We start from the raw sequence: 24516 nt of genomic DNA, 5'->3' as shown, positions 1-24516 counted from the left end.
CCTTAATTCACACGCGCGCCGGACGCGTCAAAATACAACGGGTTGTGGGGGCGGATTTTTATAATCTTTCCAGATGGGTAGTCCTGATGGACATCGATCAGGGTCACCACCGGGTGACCATTCAGATCCAAATGCAGCCGTGTTTGGTCTCCCAGATGCTCGGCGCGTATCACGCGCGCCTCGCTGCCTTCGCCTTCGATGATGTTTTCCGGGCGCAGGCCGATCTGCGGGCCTTTGTGATCGCCTCCGAACAACTCGGACGGCAGGATGTTGATCCGTGGCAGTCCCAACCGGCTGGCGACGTAAACACTGCCCGGGTTTTCATAGATGTCCCGGGGTGTTCCGTATTGAACCAGCCTGCCGTTTTCCAAAACGCCGATATGTGTCGCCATTGTCATGGCTTCGACCTGATCATGCGTCACGTACAGTAAGGTCGACCCCAGATCGGCCTGAATCCTTTTAAGCTCGACCCGCAAATCCGCCCGAAGCTTGGCGTCCAAAGAGCTGAGCGGTTCATCCATCAGGAAAATCTGTGGGTCACGCACAAGCGCACGTCCGATTGAAACGCGCTGCATTTCACCGCCGGACAGTTCAGTTGCTTTGTTGTCCAGCTTGTGCGGAATTTGCAGGATCTCAGCGACTTCGTTAACCTTCCTCGTGATCTCATCCTCTGGTGTCTTCAGGATCGGCGACCGCAAAGGGAAAGACAGGTTCTCGCGCACCGTCATATGCGGGTACAGCGAGTATTGCTGGAAGACCATCGCCACATCGCGCTGGGCAGGTGTATCTATACCGACGTCACGCCCGGCAATGCGTACTGATCCAGAGTCCAGTTTCTCAAGCCCGGATATCAATCTCAGCGTCGTTGTTTTTCCAGCGCCAGTCGGACCCAACAACACCACAAAGGCACCGTTGGGGATCGTCATCGAAATACCGTCCACCGCTTTGACGTTGCCAAATGACTTCGAGATATTCTCCAAAACGACTTCAGCCATTGCTCAGTACCTCGTCGTTCAGAGCGGACCTCAACGCGCGTCCGGTGGATCTTTCAAAAAGGGTTACAGCAGGTGAGCGGAACTCCAATCCAACGGTCTCACCGGGACTGACGACCTCGCGTGCATCAATTCGCGCTTTCAGTTCACCGTTCGGGCTTTGCAGTGTAACGATTTGGGTGGTCCCCAGGTATTCTGCTGCCAGGACTCTGGCCCGGTATTCGCTCCCATCCGACAGAAAAACATGCTCGGGGCGAACGCCAAAAACCAAGTCACCTTCCGCCCCTTCCATCAACCTCGGCACGGCTTCGTCATGGCCATTCAGCCGAACCATTTCCGAACCAGGCTCGACCTTTCCCTCAAACGGCAGGAAATTCATCGAAGGAGACCCGATAAAATCCGCAACGAACATCGTCGCTGGTTTGTCGTAGATTTCCTGGGGTGTACCGAATTGCTCGATCACAGCGTTGTTCATCACAACGATCTTGTCGCCCATTTGCATGGCTTCTAACTGATCGTGTGTGACGTAAACAGTGGTTGCGCCCATGCGATCATGAAGCGCGCGCAATTCTTCGGCCATATGCTCCCGAAACTCGGCATCCAAGGCGCCCAGCGGTTCGTCCATCATGAACGCTTTGGGTTCGCGAACGATCGCGCGGCCCAGCGCCACGCGCTGCCTGTCGCCACCTGACAGTCCACCTACGGGGCTATCGAGAATGTCGTTGATCCCCAGAATTCCCGCGACTTCCTCTACTTTGGCTTTGACCGCAGCACGCGGCATGCCCTGCGATATCAGGGGGTAGCTGATATTTTTGCGCACGTTCATGTGAGGATACAGCGCAAACATCTGGAACACGAATGCAATGTCTCGCTCTGATGGGGGCCGCTGGCTGATCTCCTCACCGTCCAGGTAGATTTCACCTGACGTTGGAAGTTCCAAGCCTGCGATCATCCGCAGTGTCGTCGTTTTTCCGCAGCCAGAGGGCCCTAGCAACATGAAAAACTCACCGTCCTCAATCGTGAACGAGCTTTCGCGAACAGCCGTGAAATCGCCGAACATCTTCTTTACGTTTTTGACTACGATCTGGGCCATTTCTACTCCGGGAAATGGCTGACGATGATGAACATGACGGTTCCGATCAGCGTGACGATGAAAGAGTAGGTGAAGGCCCAAAGGACAAAGGGCTGCATCAGCATAAAGACACCCAGCGCAATAAGGATGGTTGCGACCATCTCCCATGGGCCGCGGCGAAATCGCAACAATCCGTTAAGAAACCCGCTCATTTGCGTACGGCTCCGAATGTGATCCCACGCAGCAAGTGTTTGCGCATCAGGATGGTGAATATCATGACAGGGATCAGGAAGATCGTGGCACCTGCCGCCACAGCAGGCCAATCCAGGCCGCCAATACCGATAATGGTTGGGATGAACGGTGGTGCAGTCTGCGCGTTCGCGGATGTCAGCAGCACGGCAAACGCGTACTCATTCCAGGCGAAGATCAAGCAAAAGATAGCTGTTGAGGCTATGCCGGTCGCGGCTTGCGGCAGCACCACTTTGTAAAACGCCTGAAACCGTGTGTAGCCATCTATGAGCGCGGCTTCTTCGTACTCTCTTGGGATTTCGTCAATGAAGCCTTTTAGCAACCAGACCGCCAAGGAAATATTTACACCCGTATATAGCAGGATCATTCCAAGATGCGTGTCGCTTAATCCAAGGTTTCTGAACATCAGGAAGATTGGGATTGCGACAGCAACTGGTGGCATCATCCTTGTACTCAGGATGAAGAACAGAAGGTCGTCCTTGAGTGGGACCTTGAACCTGCTGAATGCATAGGCGGCCAGAGTGCCTAGGAAGATACTCAAGAACGTCGAGCCAAATCCGATGATAACCGAATTCATAAAGCGCTCGCCGAACTTCGATGGTCCTACAATCACCATGTCGTACTGGCGGACGATTTCATCGGTCCAGTTCTGCGGCGGGTTCGCTTCCAAAAACTCCTGCGTCTGCCGCGTGCGCGTGGTGAATAGATTTACATACCCTTCAAGCGTTGGGTCAAAGACCACTTTGGGCGGGTAGCTGATCGCATCGGCCGGAGATTTGAAACCCGTCAGCAAGATCCATACCAGTGGGATCATCGTAATCATCGCATAGCCGATGACCAGAAAGCCTGCGATCCACTTGGACCGGTTTGAAGGTTCAGTGACGGAAAAACTGCTCATCTCTGTTTCACCTTGTTCAGGGCTTTGACGTAGATCGACGCAAGGCCGAACACGGTGACGAAAAGGATAATCGCATAGGCTGACGCATAGCCCGTACGCCACTTCTCAAAGGCTTCGCGTTTCAGGTTGATCGAAGTGAGTTCCGTAACAGACCCCGGCCCCCCGCCGGTTAGCTGAACCACCAGATCGAACATCTTGAAGTTCTCGATTCCTCGAAACAGCACCGCGAGCATCAGGAACGGTAGCACCATCGGAATGGTGATTGTGAAGAACTGCCGCAGCTTGCTGGCCCTGTCGATCTCAGCCGCCTCGTAGATGTAATCGGGAATGCTGCGCAGCCCGGCCAGACAGATTAGCATCACGAAGGGGGTCCACATCCAGGTGTCGACAATCACGATCGCCCAAGGGGCCAGATTGACGGATCCGAGCATTTCAAAGCTCGATGGGTCTTTGCCTGTAAACCAGGACACGATGTAGTTAAACAGCCCGATTTGAGGTTGATACAGGAACTTCCAGAAGTTCCCGACGACTGCAGGAGACAGCATCATCGGCAGCACGATGATCGTTGTCCAAAGATCGTTGCCCTTGAATTTCTTGTTGAGCAACCAGGCCAGAGTAAACCCGATCAAGACCTGGAAAAAAATCGTCCAGAACAGGAAGTGCGCCGTCGCCTGCATATTTAGCCAGGTGTCCGAGTCTGTCAGAATACGCTCGTAATTCCTGAGCCCGACATCTTTGACTTCGCGCCCGATCCGGTTGGCCTTGTAGTTGGTAAAGCTCAGTTGGATGGTCCAGATCAACGGAAAGATGTTGATCGCCAGCAATAGGAATATCGTTGGGGAGATGAATATCCAGGCGATCGCGCGATCGGATAAACCTCGTATTTTTCGCGCGACTCGCTCGGGCGTTGCCTGCGCAACGCGATCTACGGTCCTGTCAGACATCTCTTTGCCAGTTCTTGTTGGTTTAGGACTCACGGGTGAAGGTGGAGCGGGATAGCACCCGCTCCTGCCTTTGTCCGGACTACAGCTTGCCTTCGTCTTCGAAGACTTCCGTCCAATCTTCAATCAGAAGATCAAGCGCTTCTTGAGCTGTACCTTGATCAGCAACCACGTAGTCGTGGATGCGTTTCTGCATGGCCAGCAGGAGTTCCGCGTAGGCAGGCTCTTGCCAGAAATCCTGAACTCCAGCCATTGCTTCAAGGAAGTCACCGGCAAACGGTTGGCTGTCCACGAAACCAGGATCTTGCAGCACGGAGTTATGTGCCGAATAGCCGCCTAGCTCCCACCATTTGGCCTGCACTTCTGGCTGTGCGAACCACTTGATGTATTCAAGGGCGGCGTCCTGTTTGTCAGAGTAGCTGACAACAGAAATGCCTTGTCCGCCAAGCGTTGAACCTGCCTGATTTTGTGGCGGGTTTACAAAGAAGTCGATCTTGTCACCGCCGGTATTGGGGTCGGCATAGAGACCTGGGAAGAACGCAAACCAGTTCATCGCCATGGCGACCTGACCGGACTTAAAGGCATCCAGGCTCTCACCCATGTAAGAGTTGGTATATCCCGGAGGTGTCGCCGTTTTGTAGAATTCCTTGTAAAATTCTAGAGCTTCAACAGCTTCCGGTGAGTTTACAGCACCTTCCATGTCATATGAGCCCGGGGTGTTTTCGTATTTGAAACCCCATGGATACAGCGCTCCGGTCACACCCATGGTGATCCCTTCCGAGCCGCGTTCGGTAAAGATTGCTGCACCGTAGACAGTCTTGCCGTCGATTTCACGACCCTGAAAGAACTGGGCGATCTGCAACAACTCTTTCTGAGACTGAGGTTCACGTAGGTCCTGACCAGTCGCCTCCTTGTATGCAGCTTGGATTTCGGGATTTTCGAACCAGTCCTTGCGATAGAACCAGCCGTTTGCATCGCCCATCGCAGGCAGCGCGTAGTAGTTTGGTGTACCTTTGGGCCAGGTCGAGTAAGCGTAAACAGTGGCCGGTGCGAAATCGTCCATGCTGATGCCTTCAGCATCGAAGAAGTCGTTCAGCTGGACGTAATGACCATTCTCAGCGCCGCCGCCGATCCATTGGCTGTCACCGATCAGTAGGTCGCAGAGCTTACCCCCAGAGTTCAGCTCGTTCAGCATACGGTCCGCAAAATTTGGCCACGGAACAAATTCGAAGTTCATCGTGTGGCCGGATTCTGCTTCGAATTCCTTGGATAGTTCGACAAGCGCGTTGGCCGGATCCCATGCAGCCCAACATAGCGTCAGATCTTCAGCATTTGCCTTGGTAGAAAGAGTAGTAGCGGCAAGGACTATTGCGCTGGCCGAAGCCAGTTTTGTGTAAGTCATCCATTCCTCCCTTTTTGCGCCGTCAATCGAGGATGTGCGAATCGCGGCATACTTCCAAGGCTATTTGAGGTACGCACCTCATGTCCAGAAATATTTGAGGTTCGTACCTCAGATGAGCAGGGAAGTTCGTTGAACTTGTTGTCTTAACCTATGATTTTAATAGAAATTGTTTGTTTTCTTTGATGTGCATCTATTTTCGGCAGTAAGGTTTTAAATTGCCATATCGACAAAAACTGGCGCGGCCCACTTTGGCGGCCATCATGGTTCCAACACGTTTAGCGAACCCGCTGCTGAAGCACTCACAGATTATTTAGTCGATACCTAGGAGAATTGGAGATAGCTTCAAAAAGCACGCACCACTCGGGATCGTGCATAACTCGTTTGGTCAGGTGCAAACGTATGAAAACTCTCTCTATCGTAAGATTGAACCGCTACCCAATAAAAGGCTTGAGCGCCGAGCCCATGCAAACTGTAACGCTGCGTTCAGGAGATGGCATTCCAGGTGACCGTCTGTTCGGATTTGCTCGATACAACTCCGGTTTCGACGTACATAACCCGCAGCCGCTCCCGAAAGATCGCTTTGTTGTTTTGTTGAATGAAGCTGCGCTTGCAGGCGTTAAGACAAATTTTAATGTTGAGACCCAATATCTTGAGATCAAAGCGAGCGGCAAAACACGCAGCTTTAATATGCAAGCACCAGAAGATCGGATGAATGCGGTGAGTTTCCTGTCTTCGGAGATCGACCTAAAAGACCCCGAACCACCAAATTTCGTTTCGTCCGCTCCGCATCGGTTTACAGATGTATCTGTCGTGTCACCTAAAATGATGAACGCGATATCCGTTCTAAATCTGGCGTCTGTGGAAAAGTTAGGTGAAAAACTGAACGCGGAAGTCCACCCAGCGCGCTTCCGGGCGAATATCGAGATGGACGGTTTACCCCCGTTTTCTGAGTTGGATGAAGCTGGATCAGTTTTTAGATTTGGCGATGTTGAGTTAAAGATACTCTCACGTACGAAAAGGTGTGCAGCCACTGAAGTGAACCCGGAAACGGCTAAGCGGGACCTGAAGATACCCTATCTAATTCGGAAGTTGATGGGTCATACGGACATGGGTGTCTATGTTGAGGTTGCTGTAGGCGGAACGTTGAGAGTCGGCCAAATTGGGGAGATGTTGAATTGAGTGTTACTCACCCCGCCAGAGTGGCAGTCGCAGGCGATTTGTCCCGCGTTCTCTCAAGTAATTTGTGTCTACGCTTTCGCCAGTCGTTTTCTTGCTCGCCCAGCCTAGCGAATGTGACTCCGTCAAAAAAATGCTCCAGATGAAGCATGTAATTGACCGAACCTGGAAAGTTCACAAAGGTCGTTTTTTGCGGATTTCTCTGACCTCTTCCCAGGCTTGGGAAGAAAGATGGGCTTCGACCGGCTGCCGATTGCGCTCGTTGCAGCCATCGAATTCGTCAGTACCATCGTTATTGCTCTTTTGGGCGTACGTACTGGGCGCAACTATCTTGCCTTTGCCTTCGCAATCATCGGCGTAGCCCTCCTGATTGACGTGCCGTCGCTACTGGCAGCAGATGGACCTGATCTCATTTCTGATCTTCTTGGCCTGTTCTGGGCGGTGCTGAACAGCTCGCTTTTCGTTCTCTACATCATCTTCGGCCACAAGATTTCCGAAGGTGGCGCGTCGGGCGGTGTGGAGCGCCTTGGCGCTGTCTCGACAGCGGCCTTTATATTTGTGATGCCCATAGGTTTCCCGCAAGCCCTCGACGATTTTGGTGCGCCCTCGCTGGTACTGACCGGGATCGGCGTCGGCATCTTTTCCTCGTTAATCTCCTATGTCTGCGATCAGCTCGCGATGGCCCGCTTGCCACGTGCCAGCTTCGCGTTCCTTATGGCTCATCTGCCAGCGACCGCTACGATCATCGTCGCGACGGTCTTGCGTCAGGTTCCGAGCGCTGTGGATGTCCTCGGCGTGCTCCTCGTCATGATTGGCGTAGCCGTTCACAAATCCTGTCGATGCGGTCTGCGGGTGTCGACGGCGACTAGAATCGGCCATTCGCTGCAACCTGACGAACGAGCAGGTTGGGCTCAATGCGGTGCTGTCAGACGAATTCGAACCAGTCTCAGTTTGCCGCGGAAACCGCGAACCTATCCGGAACAAAGTTGACGCCACTCGCTAAGAGCGGCGGCGCGAGTCAGCTTGAAGGTGTCTCGGCTGGCTAGCGATCTTTCCTGGTTGAAGTGGTTGTAGATGGAGGAATGGACGGCGGCGAACTTCTGCAAACTTCGCATGCGCCTGAAACGCTGCATCGCGCGTTCGCGTCGTCGAAACGGCAGGTGCGAGTTCTCGACGCGGTTGTTGAGCCACCTGCCCGTTTGCTGTTTTTCGAATGCACCCAGTTCTCTGAGCGCGGCTCTGTATGAGGCGAAGCGATCCGCGACGACATTTTCCGCTTTTCCGTGTCGCTTCATCAATTTCTTGAGGAATTTCAATGCTGCCTGCTTGTTTCGGCGTTTGGTAACAACGGCTTCCAGCACCTCGCCTTCGTGATCAACAGCCCGCCAAAGATAATTCCGCTTGCCATTTACCCTCACGAAAACCTCGTCCACGTGCCACTTCCATTTCGAGAATGCGTGCTGCTGCTGAACACGCTTTCGTCTGATCTCAGCAGTAAACATCGGGCCAAACCTGTTCCACCAATATCGGACAGTTTCGTGGCTCACGTCGATGCCTCGTGCGTGCAGCAGGTCTTCAACATTCCGAAGCGAGAGAGGGAAACGGATGTACAGCATCACCGCACGGCGGATGATCTCTGGTCTGGTTTTGAAGTACTTGAAAGAGGCCGGATTGGTCATGGGCAAAAACTACGCAACACCCCTGCCCCGCTCAACCAAAGTTCGTCTGACAAGACCCATTTTCTGAATACTAACTGCTAAGAATTTACCTTTGGTTCAAAGGCCGAATGGGCTTCAGGAGAAAAAGATTACGGCGATTTTGAGCGGTAGCTTTGGGCTCGATGCAAACGTTCGCACAGTTTCTGCGAAAGACCGCTTTGCGGACTTCGCCGCCATTGGCCCGCTTTCACCGAAGGACCGTAGATAGCCCAAACCGGACATTTTCGAAAGTTGGCACACTACTACCGAACTTGATAGATTCGAAAAAAGGTTGCTATTGGGAAATGCGCATGACACGCCGACTTGCCGCCATACTTGCCGCCGATATGGTCGGCTACTCACGGCTTATGGCGGCTAACGAGGCGGGAACACTTGCTCGTCTCAAAGACCTACGCCGGGACATCATCAATCCAGGTATCGAAAGTACCGGAGGTGAGATTATAAAGCTTACCGGTGATGGCCTGTTTGCACTTTTTAGCTCGGTCGTTTCTGCCGTTGAGGCCGCAGCGACGCTCCAGAAGGCGCTGCACGCCGCCGAAGCCGAGAGCCCCACCGAAAGCCGGATCAGCTTCCGAATAGGCTTGCACATTGGAGACGTAATCTTGGACGAGGGCGACATTTATGGCGAGGGTGTTAATCTTGCCGCCAGACTCGAAGGCGTCGCTGACCCAGGCGGTGTCATTCTGTCTGACGACGCATGCCGGCAGGTTCGAGGCAAAATTGAACACGACATCATAGACCTTGGCGAAGTAGCGCTCAAAAACATCTCCAAGCCAGTTCGCGCCTACAAATTGGCGATGGAGGACGAATCTGGTTCCACGCAATACCAATCGCAACCCACTGACAAACCCTCAATCGCTGTCTTGCCCTTCCAGAACATGTCCAATGATCCAGAACAGGAATACTTCTGTGACGGCGTTTCCGAAGACATCATCACAGAGCTCTCGCGCTTTCCCGAGCTTTTCGTCATCGCCCGCAACTCCTCGTTTTCGTTCAGGGGTCGCCCCGTCACCCATATAGATGTCGCTCGTGAACTCGGTGTTCGCTACATGCTAGAGGGCAGCCTCCGTCGAGCCCAAAACCGCGTGCGCATTACTGCCCAACTCATCGACTGCACAAATGGAGCTCATGTTTGGGCTGAGCGCTACGACCGCACGCTAGACGACATCTTCGCGTTACAGGATGAGATTACACGCAGCGTGGTCGGCGCCATCGCCCCCCAGATATCCATTGCCGAAATAGATCGCGCGTCTGTGGCTCGAGATATCGACTTCAACTCCTACGACCTCTCGCTACGTGCAATGGCGATCTTCTATGCAGGAGGCTTCTACTCTCAGGAAAAGTTCGATGAGGTCATATCGGCCTCTGATCGCGCCATTGATCTCGACCCACGCAATGTCCAGGCGCATTGGATCAAAGCGTTTGCCTACTTGATGCGTTATCTATACCAGTTCGATGAGGACCCCACCGAAAACCTGGGCCTAGCTGAGAAAAGCGTTGAACCTCTGTTTCTTGGTGGTCAACTCGACCCTCGCGCCTTATGCGTTCGCGGTGTGGTTCGTCATTTCCGTGGGGATTTTGACGGGGCCAACGCCGACTTCAGTTTGGGCTTCACACTGAACCCGAACTTTGCCCGGAACATCTTCTTCATGGCCTGGCATGAGTCTTTGGTCGGCCGAACCACAGAGGCGCGCGAACATGCCCACCTTGCCCTCCAGCTTTCCCCACGCGACACTGATCTCTGGGTAGGAGACGCCTATCTGGCGCTCGCCCAAGCTGCCTTCGCCGACGCTGATTTTGAAGACGCAATGCATTGGGGTGAGCGCGCGATTCAGATGACGCCGCGTGCGCCGATCCGCCGGGCTCTTATGATCGCCAGTGCCGCCCACCTCGGGCGTGCCGAAGCAGGCCTGCCACATGAGCAGGCGCTAGCGGATTTCGCCCCAGCGTTCCTAGACAGCATTGTCTCCGGCGCTTTGATCCTCTTCCGTCTACACAAACACAACGCGCTTTTGGTCGAAGGCCTGAAGAAAGCTGGTGTTAAGCCGTAGAGTTGTTCCAAATGCCAAAGCTCGCAAACTACCGCAGACAAAACGTGCCAAAGGTAGATCCAATTTTGGCGCACTGTTCTCGAAAGGTTCTAAGCAATCGCTCATTGCTTCAATCGGCAACAACTGTTTCAGCCCAAAGCAGACGTTCTCAAGTTTTCACCCGCCGTCTGTTCTACGGGCAACGCAGCCATTCGCAAAAAATTGTCGTCGATGCGGCGCGAGCATGATCCGAGACCAATAAATTCCAATTTGATTATACATAATGTTGAAGTATCCTCCGACGAAGAAACGACATATAGATTGAAGGTGACGGAGCGGATGGTAAAAGGTCTCAAATCAGCAGTTGCAACTGTACTGACTGCAACGCTGATGACATGCCCCAATTTAGGCGCAGCAGACCAAGTCTCGGAGCAGATAAAAGCGCTGCTACGGTCAAATACGAATGCGAGTAGCACACTTTCTAACAATAAGAGTTTGGACGCAGAAATCCTTGTACCTCGTTTCTATTCAGACAGAGAATTTGCGCCAGCTTGGACAAGTTTTGAATTGGTCGACGAACTATTTCAGGAGTTGGATGGAGCAATTGATCAGGGCTTTACGCCGAGTGACTTCAAGCTAGAAGGGCTTCGAACCGCTTTCAAAGACTCACAGGGTGGCGATGCCTCAAATAAAGCGCTGTTCGATATTTTGGCGACCGACGCAGCAGTAAAACTCGTGCATCATTTGGTTTTTGGAAAAGTCGATCCAAATGCATTGGATAACGATTGGAACTTCTCAAAACCAGTAATTCAACAAGACCCTTCCATTGTATTGAGCCAATTTCTTCAAGGTGAAGGCTTCAGCGCTTTGATTGAACGTATCGATATCGAAAATGCGCAATATACGATGCTCGTTGATGCATTGCGCAAATACAGAGCTATTGCATCAAAGGGAGGCTGGAACAAAGTTCCCGAAGAAACGGTTCTGAAGCCGGAAATGGTGGATTCTGCCGTCGCCGAACTGCGTAAAAGGCTAGCGGCAGAAGGCTACGAGGGAACAAATGAATTTCAAGAAATCAGCCAAAACGGCATAAATCCAGCTTGGGTTTATGACGATTACTTGGTGCAACTTGTAAAAACCTTTCAAAATCGTCACGGCCTGGAGGCAGATGGCGTCGTTGGTGGTAAGACCTTCGCCTCTCTCAACAAACCTGTCGAAGACCGCATAAATAAGTTGCGCCTCAGCCTGGAACGGGGCCGTTGGCTCATGCGGGAAATCGACGAGGAGTTCGTGCTGGTAAATATTGCAGGCGCTCGTACTTACTTGGTCACATCTGGCGGGACGCTTTGGACCACCCGGTCAATCACAGGATCAGCCTACCGCAAAACCCCAGTGTTCCGAGATGAAATTGAATACATGGAATTCAATCCGACTTGGACCGTTCCCGCCTCGATTTTTCGGAAAGACAAGCTTTCGCGGATCCGCAAGGATCCAGCCTATCTGGCGCGCAACAATTACGTAGTTCGTAACAAAGACGGGCAGACAATTCCTGCCAACGCTGTGAACTGGGGAGCAAAGAACCCCGCCGTCACTTTGGTTCAGCAGCCGGGCCCAGACAATGCGTTAGGTTTAGTCAAGTTCATGTTTCCTAATAAATACGCTGTGTACTTGCATGATACCAACGACCGCAGTCTTTTCGACCGAAATGAGCGGAACCTAAGTTCCGGCTGCGTTCGTCTTGAGTATCCGTTCGAATTTGCCAGCCTTTTGATGGAGGGAGAGCCCGACTGGAGCCGGCAAAAGATGCAATCAATTTTGGATAGCGGGAAGACAACGCGAGTTAACCTACCCGAGCCCATGCCGGTCCTTTTGACCTATTGGACTGCTTGGGTCGAAGATGGGGCCGTTCATTTCCGTGAGGATCCATACGAACGAGATGCTCGAATTCTTGCTGCCTTGGACCGATGAACACGACATCCTCAAAGAAATGCGCAATCCCATTTTCAAACTGCAATAGTTGTCGTCACCAAAATGAACCAGCGCAGCTGCGTTCAGGACTCGCAAGCGCTCAACGCGCGGAGCAGCGCCGAGTGGCCGCTCTGGGCGGTCTACTAGACTTTGCAATGCCCGGTTTCTGAGAGAAGCAGACATTGGAGAGAGTTGCGCGGAATGACAGCTCTGCGGACAGAGCCGCCATTGGCCCACTTTCACCGTAGGACCGGACACAGCCCGAAGCGGACATTCACAACTGAGCTTTGCAAATTCCGAGATGCGGGACTAAGCAGCTGTTCGCACTCAAGCACCTAATTACGACATTTAGCCTCTTTGCAGCCATTGAATCGATGCCCAGCATCCGGAGCAATGGCGTCAACCGGACATTCTTTGCAGACGCAAATTGGAGAGCCTTCCAATTGCTAAGCGATCATTCGGCTCCAACGCGGTGCTGTTTGTCGGTTTTACCCCAAAACCCATTTGGCCTAAGCGTTGTCGCCAAAAACCTGAAAACCGCAAAAATTGAACTTTCCTCACAGCTCATAAGGCGATGTAGTGCTCACCACACCAGATCATGTTTGGCTGGTTGAAAGACTGAAGACGCGTTGCCACCTGCTACGACAAAAACCTTAAGGGCTTCCTTTCTGCCATAGCAGTCCAGCAACCGATTTTTGTTTGCTACGAGGCCTAAGACCACCCTAAAATTTCTACCCCAAACCCATCGCAACCAAGGGCAATAACACACCCGACATGGCTATCGATACACCCATCGGATAGCTGGCTTTTGGTCGCATTGCGAGCCAGCGGCATTCCGGAAATCCAATTATCGAGCGGGTTGTGATCACAAACAGCATGCCCACGACCATGGACAGGGTGAAAGTGTAGAAGAACAGCAAAAGAAAGTAGCTGGGCACAAACATTGTCAGCGCGGCGATTGCCTTTACGTCCCCTCCACCCCACAGGCGCAGCATGAAACCAAGAAAACCAACGACAAATACGCCGACGCCGAAGATCGCGCGGTATAACGTCTCGTGGAAGGATAGAAACACGGGCGTGGAGAGGACAAAAGCGGCGAGCATAATCAGCACCAGCCTATTGGATATCCTGAGGTTCTTCAGGTCATTCCATGCCATTGCAGCCAAAAGCGGAGTAATGACGATCAAGGGGACGAACTGCGCGACTTCAGGCGACATTTTCGCTACTCGCAGTCAGCGATTGGCGCTTGACCATCGGGGTCAACAAATCATGGATCAATTCGGGTTGAGAGGACGTTTCTGTTTTGACGTAGATATTGCGAAGATGCGTACGCAGTGTCGAAATTGAAATCGACAACTCGGACAACAAGGCGTTGTTGTTCAATCCCCGCGCCAATAAAACGCAAACCCGATATTCCGAGCGGCTCAGCCGACAAGGGTTGTCCATAGACAAAATGCTTTTTGGTTCTTTCTTGATAAGCTTTCGGCGCGTGTTTTTCTGCTTCGCTTCGGAAAACCGACCAAGAGATCTTTTCTTCCAGCAATCCGACAGAACAGGGCCCAGAACGCTCAGTATATCAACCACAGCCGAAGAGATGGGGTGGCTAAAATGCAATTCCAGAAAGTCGGCGACACCATTTTGCCTTTCCAGCAAAATGGATACGGACTCGTAAAATCTGCGGAACTCATAGAACTCTGATAGATGTTCGTATTCAGAAAGGTCATCGAGCTTGCCGAACCAAGCCGACCCCAGTTTGGCCCGGCTCATGTTGTTGCCGTAGATGGCAGGCGCGATGCAGAAGTCGAAACCGCTGAAACTGTCCGGCGTCTTATGATTGGCGTCGTAGCTCAGCACTTTTGCCGAATTCTGATTGCCTTGCAGGTCCACCCGGCTGATTGAAACGACTTCCGCATCAATTGCGCGAGCTGTTTCGCGCAGTGCATTTAGCAGTGGGACTTTCCCCTGAGTCGCCTGGCAAAGGACAGCTACGACTTTAAGAAGTTCTGACGTTGGTGCCATTGCACCGGGCGCGAAACGATGCGCCGAAAACAAACTATTCATACCGTTTAACATTGACCGAAACCCGATCACTCCTTTCGACAAACACCCCCACCCGTCGATTGCGTCGCGATTTTTTGTGTGGCCGGACTCCACTTAACTACCTAAAAGCTTACTCTTTTCTCTCTAAACTGGGCAAAATCTGCCGAAACTAGACGCCCGTTTTGTCCTCGTTTTGGAAACATGAACTGCCCGAACACGCGATTACGGCGGATACGGCCGGGAATTCTACGCCCCAAAGCCCCGGAAGTATCGAATCATCGAAGGTGCGGCGGTAATGATGATCAGCGTCGGCAGCATCAGCGCGGCCAGAACAGCGGACATCTTTACTGGTAGCTGGTTTGCCAGTTCCTGTGCCCGTGTTTCGCGTGAGTCCCGCATTTCAGACGCATAGGTGGTCAGAGCTTCGGACATACTGGTCCCGTAGCGTATGGATTGCTGGACAACAGTGGCAAAAGACTGGATTTCATCAACCCCTGTACGCCGCGCCATGTCAGACAGCGCAGTTGCGCGGGGACGCCCGGCCTGAATCTCGTGCTGGGTGTTCAGAAACTCAAACGCCAGATCAGGGGAGGCCAGCGCCAGCTCGTTCCCGACCCGGGTCATGGCGGCATCAAAGCCCAGACCGGCATGAAGTGATATCTGCAACAGGTCGAGGGCGTTCGGAAATGCGTCACGGATACGTTGCTGACGCTCTTTGCGGCGATGCTTCAACCAGGCTGCGGGAACAAAATATCCGACCGCCGTCAGCAAACCAATAAGCTGAATAGCGTTGGCTTTGCTGATGGATTCAAAAATGCCAGTAATCGCGCTGGGAACGGGGATGCCAGGCGTTCTTGAGGCAACGATGAGCAGACCCAAAATCATAGGCACGAAAATTCCAAGCCAAACCCGCGTTAGTGTGTAGATACGCAAGGCATTCCGACCAGTCAGCCCGGCCTGAATCAGCTGATCCTCGATCTTGCGCCGCTCAGCCTCCCTACTGGGCAGTGCGGCCTTAAAAAGACCTTTAGGGGTGACGAGAGTCTCCCGCAACAGTCCACGGTCATTGCGGGCTTCATACCTTTGGGCGCGCAGATTGGCGATGCGGACGGCCGCTGGATGGCGGCGGCTCAACGCCGAGGTTACGGCAACAAACACCAGCAAAACGCCAAGGCCAAAGACGGTCAGCAGAATTGTTTCGGCTGGCCAACCGAAACGAAGCGAAATGATTTCCAGAATATTTTCCATGAAACTGTCCTCAGATACGGAAATTAACGAGTTTGTGCAGGATGATGACGTTCGAGACCATCAGAACGACAACCAGCACTGCAAGTTTAATGAATGCGGGATCGTCGCTGACATCGGTGTAATATCCCGGCGCGTTGATCGACATTAACCCCATGATCACCAGCGGAATGATCGACAGAAGAAACCCGGACAGCCGTCCTTCTGCGGAAATGGCCTTGATCCGCGCGCGCAACGCGATGCGCCGTCTGACAACAGTGGCCAGAACGGACACGATCCGCTCCAGATCGCCACCGGTACCGTGTTGGATCGCCATGCTCGCCGCCAGGTATTGTGCATCTTCCGAGCCGACCCGGTCTGCAAAGTCCTGAACCGCGTCGGGAAGCTCATCACCAAAGCTGATCTGGTCGAAGATGATACCAAACTCGGACCCTATCGGATCTTGCATCTCGTCCGCGACGGCTTTGATCGAGGTGTTGACCGGATGGCCAATTCTCAGGCCGCGCGCCATCAGCTCTAGCGCATCGGGCAACTGACTAGTCAAAGCTTTTTGGCGTTCAGCCTGCCGAGATTTCACGATCAAAGCAGGCAAAACTACACCCAGGATGAGCGCAATCGGAGCCGCTTGCCAAGGCGGTAGGAAAATCATACCGGCGGTAGCGATCGCCAGAGTACCAAACAGGCAAAGCAGCACGAAATTCTTTGCTGAAACATGCAGTCCCGCCTGAATCAATGTATCCGGCAAATTCCCAAAAAACGGAATTTTCGCAAAAAAGCCTGTCTGGGTCTCAGGAAGCAGCAAGGCCAGCCGTTCTTCATCGGACACGCCTTGCCGGACCATGCGCATCCGGCGATTGCGGGCCTCTGCATGGTTTTCACCGCGACGGGCAAAGTGGAACACCCCGGTAATCAGCATGAAAATTCCGACGAAGACGCAAGCCAGCGTCAGATAGTTAAGAAGTTCTGCGGTGTTGATACTGGTCATGCCTCAGCCTCCTGATACTCGGAAAATCTCGGGTTCGAGATCGACACCAGCAGCTGTCAGCAAATCATAGCATTTCGGGCGAATCCCGGTGGGAACAAACTGACCAAGCACTTCGCCGTTTTCCGCGCGCCCCTTTTTCTGGAATACGAAGATGTCCTGCATGGTGATGATCTCACCTTCCATCCCGGTAATTTCCGAGATGCTGGTGACGCGGCGCGAACCATCCGCCAACCGCGACAGATGCACAATGAAGTGCAGCCCCGACGCAATCTGGGATCGAATGGCTGCGGCGGGAAATTCGATACCCGTCATCGTGACCATCTGTTCTAGGCGACCCAATGAATCGCGCGCCGAGTTCGCATGTACAGTTGTCATCGAGCCATCATGGCCCGTATTCATGGCCTGAAGCATGTCGAATGTTTCCGCTCCGCGAACCTCGCCGACAATGATCCTGTCAGGACGCATACGCAGCGCGTTGCGCACCAGATCACGCTGAATAACCTGGCCGTCGCCGGACGGGGACGGCGGGCGTGTTTCCAGGCGGACGACATGCTCCTGCTGGAGTTGCAGTTCTGCGGCGTCTTCGATGGTGACGACACGTTCGCCATGGTCGATATACGAAGACAGGGCGTTCAACATCGTTGTCTTACCCGACCCCGTCCCGCCGGCGATCAGAACGTTCAGGCGCGCATAGACCAGCGATTGCAGGAACCGCGCGGCGGCATCATTCAGAGCGCCATTTGCGACCAGCTTTTCCATCGTCAGCTTCGACTGCGCGAATTTACGGATTGAAACGCTGGGGCCATCAATAGAACAGGGGCGGATGATTGCGTTGACACGGCTGCCATCTTCCAGCCGGGCATCCACCCAAGGTTGGCGTTCATCGACGCGCCGCCCGATCTTGCTGACGATCTTGTCGATAACCCGCAGCAGGTGCTTTTCATCGCGGAACCGCACCGGCACGCGCTCCAGCAGACCAGAGCGTTCGACATAGACCGTCTGATAACCATTAACCAGAATGTCGTTGATCGTTGGATCGGCCAGCAATGGCTCCAATGGGCCAAAACCCAGAATTTCGTCCAAGAGTTCTTCGACGATGCGGTTGAAGTCTTCGGTATTCAGCGGCCTGCCGGTTTGGGACAGAGCGCCACCAACAACCCCGGCGACTTCGCGCCGCAGCACGTCCTTTTCAACCTTTTCGATCACCGAAAGGTTCAGCCGTTCCAGCAAAGCCTCGTGCAAAGTGCTTTTTAGCTCAAGCCAGTCCGCGAGTTCGGTATCTTCTTCTGTGGTGTCTGGCTGAATGTCCTCGGCCAGTCGATCAGCATGCTGGTTCAGATGGATAACTTCGGCCTCATTGGTTCGCCCGGCGCGTGTAAACTTTTCAAACATCCCTTTGACTCCAATTAGGCTGCGTTGTTTCTCAGGTCGGTTTTGCCGACCATGGTTTCATTCATGATTTTCCGGCCCATTGTGCGGATTGCCTTGGACAAGGCACAGTTGCCTGAGGCCTGCGACAAGAGCTGACCCCGATCCAGCGCCTGCTTTGCGTGGCGCGCGTCGCTAGGCAGCCAAAAGCGCAATTCGCGTTCCAGCGCCTTTTGGGCTTCGACATGTTGGCTTGACCGGAATGTCGGTTTCGTTTCCTGGCTGATGACGATCTCAACCGGAGGTTCGAGCCGCTCTTTTGTGAAGAATTCGATCAAACGGCAGGCTTGACGCACCGAAGAGACCGAGCTGTCGCCCACCATCAGCATCCGGTCGGACGCGGTCACAACTGCGCCCAGCCAATCGACCAGTACACGTGGCAGATCAATGACGACAAAGTCGAATTCCAGTCGCAGAGTCTCGATCAACGCGCTGACCTGTTCGCGTGTCAGAACATCCAGAGGAATGAATTCCTCGGGCGCGCTCAGGACTTCTAAACCGGACGCATGTTGCACCAGAGATTGCTGAAGGAACGTCCGGTCCGGCATGACCCCATCCTGGGCCATTCTCAAAAGCCCGGAAGAAGGCTGCAAGTCCAAGGACGTCGCGACCGTGCCGAATTGCAAATCTAGATCTACGACGGCGACCTTGTTTTGCGTCTTTTTCCGGAAGATGCCGGAATAACCCTGCAACTGGTCGGCCAGGTTGATGGACAGCGTCGACGCGCCTATGCCACCACGGGCCGGGCATACGCTAATGATCTGTCCCAGCCGCTGCGGTTGCGGCGAGTAAATTGTCGGCAGCAAGGACTTGTCAACCGTCAGACGTTGAATCTGGTCGGCCAGTTCGTCCTGCCCGATGGGATAGGGCAGAATCTCATCCACACCCGATTTGCTCAGCGCACGCGCTTCGGTCAATGAGATGTCACGGTCGCTAAGTGCCAGCAAGGTGCCGCGCGAACCGGCGCCACGACGAAGATCGCTGACAGTTTCCAGTTCCAATTCGCCTGAAAAGCTGAACACCAGCAGGTCATTTTTACCCATCAGATCACAGGCGCGACCATTTACCGAAGACAAGGTCCCGGAATGTGTCTCTAGCGAAAGATCATCGAACCGGTCGACGGCCTGGGCGACTGAATTCTTAATCGCCTCATTGTCAGAGATTAGGGCTAATGATTTTTGCATCATTCTTCAGCTCCCATGATTAGAAATTTAACCGTTGACTCCGCTGGCGAGGTCTTCGCCAGGAAGGGTTGCGCTAAAGTCGGAAAATATTTTGAAACCCGTTGTCGCGGTGGTCAGCGCATCGGTTTCTGGCGTTGAGCCGCCCAAAACCAGCGCTGCGATCGAACCCAACGGAGAGACGAACCGGAACGGAAGTTCTTCGATCGTCACTGTGACCATCGGCACATAAGGGCCACCCAGAAAATTCATTTCCGGGTCGAAATCGTAGGTGAACGTGATGTTGCTTTCGTCGAAAGTTGCGGTGGGATCGTTGGGAACGGCAAACTGAAGCATGTTCCAGATGTCGGTCACGGTGGTCTGGGCAGCTGCATTCGCGGGGGCCGCACCGGTGCATACGGTGGCTGCCGGTTCGACGCAGACGCCAGCGGCGAAACTGCAATTGGTTCCGAACCGCGGGCCGGTGATATCGGTATAGGTTCCCCGGGCGTTGGTTGTCGGCACACCGCCACATGCGGGTGGCATCACGGCCGCCATCCGAGCGGCGACCTGTGCTGTTTTTTCAGCCGCCACATAGTGGAAGGCCAATCTGCCGAAATCAATCAGACCCAGGAAAATCAAAAGGAACAACGGCAGGACAAAGGCAAGCTCGGTGACCGTCGACCCATCTTCCTGACGGACAAATCGCGACATTCCGCGGGTTATTTTGCGAATGCAGTGGGTCATGGTCCAAACACCCGGCTGCGATCTGTGATCGTGGTTTGGATCTGCGCCGTTGCCGAGCCTCCTACCAGTTGGAACAGGGGCGTGAACGGCAGATTAGAAATTGTCAGTGACGCGGTCAGGACGGCGACTGGCGTGGGCGAAACACGGTATTCACCTGTAAGCCCGACGCATTCGAGGGACAGAGAATCCAGGCCGACGGCAATGTCAGTGGTCGAGAGCGATGTCAGAGTGTTTGAGACAGCGGCCTGGAAATCGCCGATTGCAGCGCTTGGCGAGGCAGTGCACATATCGGACGGGGCGATCCGGCCAACATAACGGGCAGTGTCCCGAACCCCCGTGATTGCATTTTGATAAGACCAGAATATCCGGCCCCCCTCGACGATCAGGGCAAATGTCACCAACAGGATTGGCAAAAGGATCGCAAACTCGACCAACGCCGCGCCGGACTGGTCATTGCGGAACCGGCCAAGGGTTTTGCTGATATGACGGGATGCACCAAACATGATCATTACTCGTAAAGCTGAACCAGATCGTGAACGATGCCGCCAACTCCGGCGCCGCCGATGCCATCCGATACGGTCTGAATGACCTCACCATAGATGACCGCGTTGGCACCGGTGCTGCCGGATTCCGAAGGGCGGATCAGGAACATCTCGATGAAACTGGTGACCGGAATGGTGCCCGACCCACCGTTAAGCTCGTCCTCAAACGTCGCACAATCGATACCGGCAACGGTGATGACACGGCGCGTAGGATCGGCGCGACCAGCTGACGGGGGTTGGCACGAAGGCATGCTGCTTTCAGCTTTGCCACCGGCGGTCAGGATAGCCTCCAAAGCGGCCTGGTTGGTGACCTCTGCATTGTAGATGTCATAGCGGGTGCCACCAGTCGGGAACCAAGGCGGAATACCGGTCGGGAGAGGGCCGCTGAAATCAGCGCCATAGTTGATAGTCAGATACTCGGTTAGGCCAGTGGTAAAGACGCCATTGCCGATACGAGGCGATGGGCAAGTGCCGCTGGCAAAACAGTCGTCAAGCGGCAGACCCACGGTCGCGGCCGGATCAAGGACCCCGTTCGCTTCATAGGTGGGCGACAGCTGGCTGGTGCAGCTGTTTCCGTTACCTGCAGTGATCCAGCCGTCCAGGACATGCGGAGAAGAGGCGAAATTGTCGACGTCGTAGCGCGAGCCGTTGCTGAACTGCTTGGCGCTAGATTCAAACCGGTCGAAACGCGTGTTGAAGCCAGCCACCATGTTGCCCACGCTCAGACCCGGTCTGGTTTCAACGCCTCTTTGGCTGAAGCACATGGAAACAGCGCGCGATGCCGCCAGAGCACATGAATCTTCCTGACCGTTTGGTGCAGGATCGCAGGCACCGGAGGCATCGATGGCCAGATTCTGATTAGAAGACAGAAAACCGAAGTTGCCGGGCCCCCATTGTCCATTGCCGCCTTGGCTAACCATTCTAATCAACTGGCCTTCGGTCAGATCGAGGCTGGGCTGCGGCAGGCAGATGAACATCGGGGTGATGTCGCAGGCCATCAGGGTGAACCCTGCTACGGCTTCGGCGTTGACGCTGGAGAAAGGCTGCGCATTGCCCAAAAGAGCCGCCGCTGCCGCCGCCAGCGGAGTGGCAACCTCGTGCGTGTCGACGGTCACCCGAACAAATGCAGCAATCGGTCCGCTGGCTGGATCGGTCGAATCCAGCAGTTGCGCGGGTTGAGCGGGATCGGTCGCAGTTGTCGGCGGGTTTTCGTAAAACCGTAGCTGGTAATCCGTTGCACCGGACAACAGCTGATCCTTGTTGCGCACGCCAAAGCTTTGACGGTCGCGGATCATGTTTGCAGCCGCATTGGTGGCACGCGTGATTGAATCCGGGCGCCCATCCAGTTCCCCCGCAGCCGCAAGGGCGACATTGTCCGCAAAGCTCTGCAATTCCGACTGGGTGGTGGTCACGCGGCCAATGTCGAATGCAAGGGCGGCCATACCGACCATGACCGACAGGGCCACCGCAACAAAGACCAGGATCGCGCCGTCTTCGGAGCTGCGGAATTGACGTATGAATTGAGCGAGGGACACGGTCGAAACCTTCCTTGGTCGATTCAGTTAATGATGGATTCAGTCACTTCGGTGCCGCGGCGGACCCGGATTATCGTTTTGCGCACCGGTTCTTTGATGTCCTGCGCAATAACCGGTTCATCAATCAGCAGATCGTTCAACCGCGTCATAGTCAGCGTCTTGTCCTCGGTGTCATCAATGGACCGCAAGGTCAGGCTCAGCCTACCGGCACGCTGCGCCAGGGCAAGGCGCTGGACCTGATCAGGCGTAACGGCAACAGTAACCGTGCGCGCAACAACGGGTTGGTCGGTCTGTTCGTCAGATTCCTGATCGACACCGATGACCCTGATGTTTTGCAAAATGGTGACGGCGTGCATGTCTCTTTTTTCACCAGTGGTCATCACCACATCGACCCGATCGCCCGGGGTTACAAAGCCCCCCACGGCGGTTTCGGCGTCAACCTCGATGGCCATGGCGCGATGATCTGCGCCCAACGTCTGAACGATGGTGACCTTCTCACCAAAGTCGGAAACCTTGCTGTTCAGTATCAGTTCACCCTGAGTAATTGCGCGACGGGCGCGCCGGGACGGCATGTTGGCCGCCGCAATCAGGTCGTCGTAATCTGTAAAGACGCCCACGGGTACGGCACCACGGGGCCAGTCAATGGTTGTCAGCGCGCCGGGCTCGATTTCTTCGCCGAACGAAATATCGCGCGATGCAACGACCACGCTCACCATCTCGCTCTCGGCCCCGACATTTGCGGACCGAGTATCGAATTGAATGTAATCCCGAGCGACGTAAACCGACCCTCCGGCTACGACTAGGCCCGTCAATGCAGTGAAAATGGCAGAGAGTCTCATCTGGTGCTCCTTCAGCTATTTCCTGGCGTTTATTGAATGAACCGATCGGAACGGTTGCACTTTGCCAATGGATCAAGAAAATTTTCCGGGGCGATAAGCACGCGGGGCTGAGCGCACCGCGTGCTTTGTATTCCTTAAGGAATCAGGGTTTCCGCGCTGGTGAACTGACCGTTAACGTCAGCGCCCAAAGCTGTCAGAGTGGCAACTGCAATCGCCGTGACGATTGTCAGAGCAACACCATATTCCACGATGGTCGCGCCGCTTTCGTCGCGTGCCATGGTTTTCATCGTTACGTAAAGCTTCAACATTTTACTCTCCTAGTTAACTCACTAGTTACTGATGGATGCCGCCCAAATTCGCGGCGTTCTAACCCCCTCCATATCGACGGAGCCTTCCACAAGGTTAGGTCCCGCCGTCAGGGCGCCGCATCCTCCAAACCACGGAGAAATACACGCCAAGATTGTAAGATTTGGCATTTTGGTCGATTCTGTGTCGGAAAATTGCCTGATCCCTTACCGGAATCCGAATGGCTAGATTCGTGATTCTTTCCCAACTGACGGGTCGCCAATTCTGGAGCCAAGCTGCTTTGCTGCCAAATGGGTTGAAGGATTCACCTCATAAATCCAGCATGATAGCTGAGAGATACGACCAGTTGGGCCCGAACGAAGTACAAGACCGGGAACTGGCCTTCGTACAATCACGCATTGAAAGAACGAGGATCGCTTTCGATCTGGTTTGATCCTGAGATAGATTGGACACCGCTACCTTAAGGCAAGCGCGGTCGTCACCACAGTTTCAGCGAATCCGCATTCCAAGCGTCTCTGACCCTGAAGGTTTTGTCGGGCTGCAGCTGAGGCAAGCCACGGGCTTCGTGGGTAGTTGCCTGCGGCTGACTGGCGGACTGTGCAGTGCCTGATTTCAGTACCCTGTGCCGCCGTCAAAGAACGCTGAAGGTGAGTCTTCCGTATCGCGGCGGGAAGCGGCCCGCTGCATCTTCTGATCGACTCGACGCTTCACTATTCTTCTCGTGCGGCTCGCAGATGTGCGTATGAACGACAATCCTTTTGATCGGCAGCCCGAAGTTGATGCGACACGGTCCGATCTCGCTCACCTCGGGAATCTTGCGCGGTCTACGGTCGCATAGCATCTGGGTCAACTCCAAGAAGCAGGTTTCATCTCTCGAGCCTACGGGAGTTTCAAGCTTCTAAAGCCACGCGAGATGCGAATGTCATTAATCGCTGGAGCTGACGCGGATTCATGACTCTTTCTATACGGACGCATTGGGTCTGCAGTCGGTTTTTCCAAAGACTGCTTGCTCCTGCGTTGCGGTCATTGGGGCATCGCGCAGCATTGGCCAAAATGGGCTCAAAGCAGTCTTTCGCCGCGTAATGCATCAATGACCGCTGTGCGGACAAAGCTGTCACTAGGTGTCCTAGGATAAGGAGCTAGATCATCCAAGCTCAACTGTAAAACTAATCTGTGTTTCCCCGCTTTTGCCTATTAGGGCAAGGTCGATCTCCTGGGTTATTCCAAATGCTCAAGCATTGGC

The 24516-nt window shown here is 54.0% G+C and carries 22 protein-coding genes and 1 pseudogene; 5 read left to right on the top strand and 18 right to left on the bottom strand.

All coding sequences use genetic code 11. The annotated features are described in order from the left end of the window. Window positions 1-2: 2 nt before the first annotated feature. The 6 genes from I9187_RS16425 to I9187_RS16400 all read right to left on the bottom strand — a co-directional run bounded on the left by I9187_RS16425 (window position 3) and on the right by I9187_RS16400 (window position 5554). Complete coding sequence (locus I9187_RS16425) at window positions 3-995, bottom strand: ABC transporter ATP-binding protein (RefSeq protein ID WP_171180472.1); 993 nt, start codon at window positions 993-995, stop codon at window positions 3-5. Further along, window positions 988-2085 (bottom strand): ABC transporter ATP-binding protein, encoded by a 1098-nt coding sequence (locus tag I9187_RS16420; RefSeq protein WP_171180474.1) that lies wholly within the window; start codon window positions 2083-2085, stop codon window positions 988-990. The genes I9187_RS16425 and I9187_RS16420 overlap by 8 nt, the downstream gene beginning before the upstream one ends. A 2-nt stretch (window positions 2086-2087) precedes the next feature. Then, window positions 2088-2276, bottom strand: a complete 189-nt coding sequence (locus I9187_RS16415; protein ID WP_171180476.1) for a hypothetical protein — start codon at window positions 2274-2276, stop codon at window positions 2088-2090. Next, complete coding sequence (locus I9187_RS16410) at window positions 2273-3211, bottom strand: carbohydrate ABC transporter permease (RefSeq protein ID WP_171180478.1); 939 nt, start codon at window positions 3209-3211, stop codon at window positions 2273-2275. Before I9187_RS16410 ends, I9187_RS16415 begins: the two co-directional genes overlap by 4 nt. After that, window positions 3208-4155: a sugar ABC transporter permease gene (locus tag I9187_RS16405; protein WP_171180480.1), complete on the bottom strand. Its 948-nt coding sequence runs from the start codon at window positions 4153-4155 to the stop codon at window positions 3208-3210. Before I9187_RS16405 ends, I9187_RS16410 begins: the two co-directional genes overlap by 4 nt. 79 nt (window positions 4156-4234) lie before the next feature. Further along, a complete protein-coding gene (locus I9187_RS16400; protein ID WP_171180483.1) occupies window positions 4235-5554 on the bottom strand; it encodes an extracellular solute-binding protein in 1320 nt (439 codons plus the stop codon). A 399-nt stretch (window positions 5555-5953) separates the two neighbouring features. Between I9187_RS16400 and I9187_RS16395 the strand changes: the two genes are divergently transcribed. Together I9187_RS16395 and I9187_RS16390 are read left to right on the top strand one after the other, a co-directional pair. Then, window positions 5954-6733: an MOSC domain-containing protein gene (locus I9187_RS16395; RefSeq protein ID WP_171180484.1), complete on the top strand. Its 780-nt coding sequence runs from the start codon at window positions 5954-5956 to the stop codon at window positions 6731-6733. 228 nt (window positions 6734-6961) lie between these two features. Then, window positions 6962-7720 (top strand): EamA family transporter, encoded by a 759-nt coding sequence (locus I9187_RS16390; RefSeq protein WP_245223252.1) that lies wholly within the window; start codon window positions 6962-6964, stop codon window positions 7718-7720. Here the strand turns inward: I9187_RS16390 and I9187_RS16385 are convergent. After that, entirely contained in the window at window positions 7702-8409 is a 708-nt protein-coding gene (locus I9187_RS16385; RefSeq protein ID WP_171180486.1) for an IS6 family transposase, read from the bottom strand. The two genes, I9187_RS16390 and I9187_RS16385, sit on opposite strands and share 19 nt — an antisense overlap. Window positions 8410-8738: 329 nt before the next feature. Here I9187_RS16385 and I9187_RS16380 point away from each other — a divergent pair, with 329 nt between their 5' ends. Both I9187_RS16380 and I9187_RS16375 read left to right on the top strand, forming a co-directional pair. After that, window positions 8739-10499 carry an adenylate/guanylate cyclase domain-containing protein gene (locus tag I9187_RS16380; RefSeq protein WP_209509778.1) on the top strand — a complete coding sequence of 587 codons (1761 nt, stop codon included), beginning with the start codon at window positions 8739-8741 and terminating at the stop codon, window positions 10497-10499. Between the two features lie 318 nt (window positions 10500-10817). After that, window positions 10818-12446: a L,D-transpeptidase family protein gene (locus I9187_RS16375; protein WP_245223251.1), complete on the top strand. Its 1629-nt coding sequence runs from the start codon at window positions 10818-10820 to the stop codon at window positions 12444-12446. Between the two features lie 731 nt (window positions 12447-13177). Here I9187_RS16375 and I9187_RS16370 read toward each other — a convergent pair. The 11 genes from I9187_RS16370 to I9187_RS16320 form a co-directional block, all read right to left on the bottom strand. Continuing rightward, the gene (locus I9187_RS16370) at window positions 13178-13663 is read right to left on the bottom strand and encodes an A24 family peptidase (protein WP_171180488.1); all 486 of its coding nucleotides are present in this window, start codon (window positions 13661-13663) and stop codon (window positions 13178-13180) included. Continuing rightward, window positions 13653-14507 carry a LuxR family transcriptional regulator gene (locus I9187_RS16365; RefSeq protein ID WP_171180491.1) on the bottom strand — a complete coding sequence of 285 codons (855 nt, stop codon included), beginning with the start codon at window positions 14505-14507 and terminating at the stop codon, window positions 13653-13655. Before I9187_RS16365 ends, I9187_RS16370 begins: the two co-directional genes overlap by 11 nt. A gap of 225 nt (window positions 14508-14732) precedes the next feature. Further along, window positions 14733-15734 carry a type II secretion system F family protein gene (locus tag I9187_RS16360; protein ID WP_171180493.1) on the bottom strand — a complete coding sequence of 334 codons (1002 nt, stop codon included), beginning with the start codon at window positions 15732-15734 and terminating at the stop codon, window positions 14733-14735. A gap of 10 nt (window positions 15735-15744) precedes the next feature. Continuing rightward, window positions 15745-16716: a type II secretion system F family protein gene (locus I9187_RS16355; protein WP_171180501.1), complete on the bottom strand. Its 972-nt coding sequence runs from the start codon at window positions 16714-16716 to the stop codon at window positions 15745-15747. 3 nt (window positions 16717-16719) lie between these two features. Further along, the gene (locus tag I9187_RS16350; protein WP_171180503.1) at window positions 16720-18108 is read right to left on the bottom strand and encodes a CpaF family protein; all 1389 of its coding nucleotides are present in this window, start codon (window positions 18106-18108) and stop codon (window positions 16720-16722) included. Between the two features lie 14 nt (window positions 18109-18122). Next, a complete protein-coding gene (locus I9187_RS16345; RefSeq protein WP_209509710.1) occupies window positions 18123-19331 on the bottom strand; it encodes an AAA family ATPase in 1209 nt (402 codons plus the stop codon). Window positions 19332-19355: 24 nt separating this feature from the next. Then, entirely contained in the window at window positions 19356-20051 is a 696-nt protein-coding gene (locus tag I9187_RS16340; protein ID WP_209940251.1) for a TadE/TadG family type IV pilus assembly protein, read from the bottom strand. Then, window positions 20048-20554: a TadE/TadG family type IV pilus assembly protein gene (locus I9187_RS16335; RefSeq protein WP_171180509.1), complete on the bottom strand. Its 507-nt coding sequence runs from the start codon at window positions 20552-20554 to the stop codon at window positions 20048-20050. The genes I9187_RS16340 and I9187_RS16335 overlap by 4 nt, the downstream gene beginning before the upstream one ends. Before the next feature lie 5 nt (window positions 20555-20559). Then, the gene (locus I9187_RS16330; RefSeq protein WP_171180511.1) at window positions 20560-22128 is read right to left on the bottom strand and encodes a Tad domain-containing protein; all 1569 of its coding nucleotides are present in this window, start codon (window positions 22126-22128) and stop codon (window positions 20560-20562) included. Between the two features lie 23 nt (window positions 22129-22151). After that, window positions 22152-22967, bottom strand: a complete 816-nt coding sequence (gene cpaB, locus I9187_RS16325; RefSeq protein WP_209509709.1) for a Flp pilus assembly protein CpaB — start codon at window positions 22965-22967, stop codon at window positions 22152-22154. 134 nt (window positions 22968-23101) lie between these two features. Then, window positions 23102-23275, bottom strand: a complete 174-nt coding sequence (locus I9187_RS16320) for a Flp family type IVb pilin (protein ID WP_171180515.1) — start codon at window positions 23273-23275, stop codon at window positions 23102-23104. A gap of 327 nt (window positions 23276-23602) precedes the next feature. On the opposite strand from I9187_RS16320, the pseudogene I9187_RS16315 reads away from it, so the two are divergent. Then, window positions 23603-23978: pseudogene (locus I9187_RS16315) on the top strand (transposase); the annotation flags it as partial. Window positions 23979-24516 lie beyond the last annotated feature (538 nt).

This window comes from Ruegeria sp. HKCCE4148 (assembly GCF_017872495.1).
Lineage (GTDB): Bacteria > Pseudomonadota > Alphaproteobacteria > Rhodobacterales > Rhodobacteraceae > Ruegeria.
This window is presented reverse-complemented; position numbering and strand designations above follow the sequence as displayed.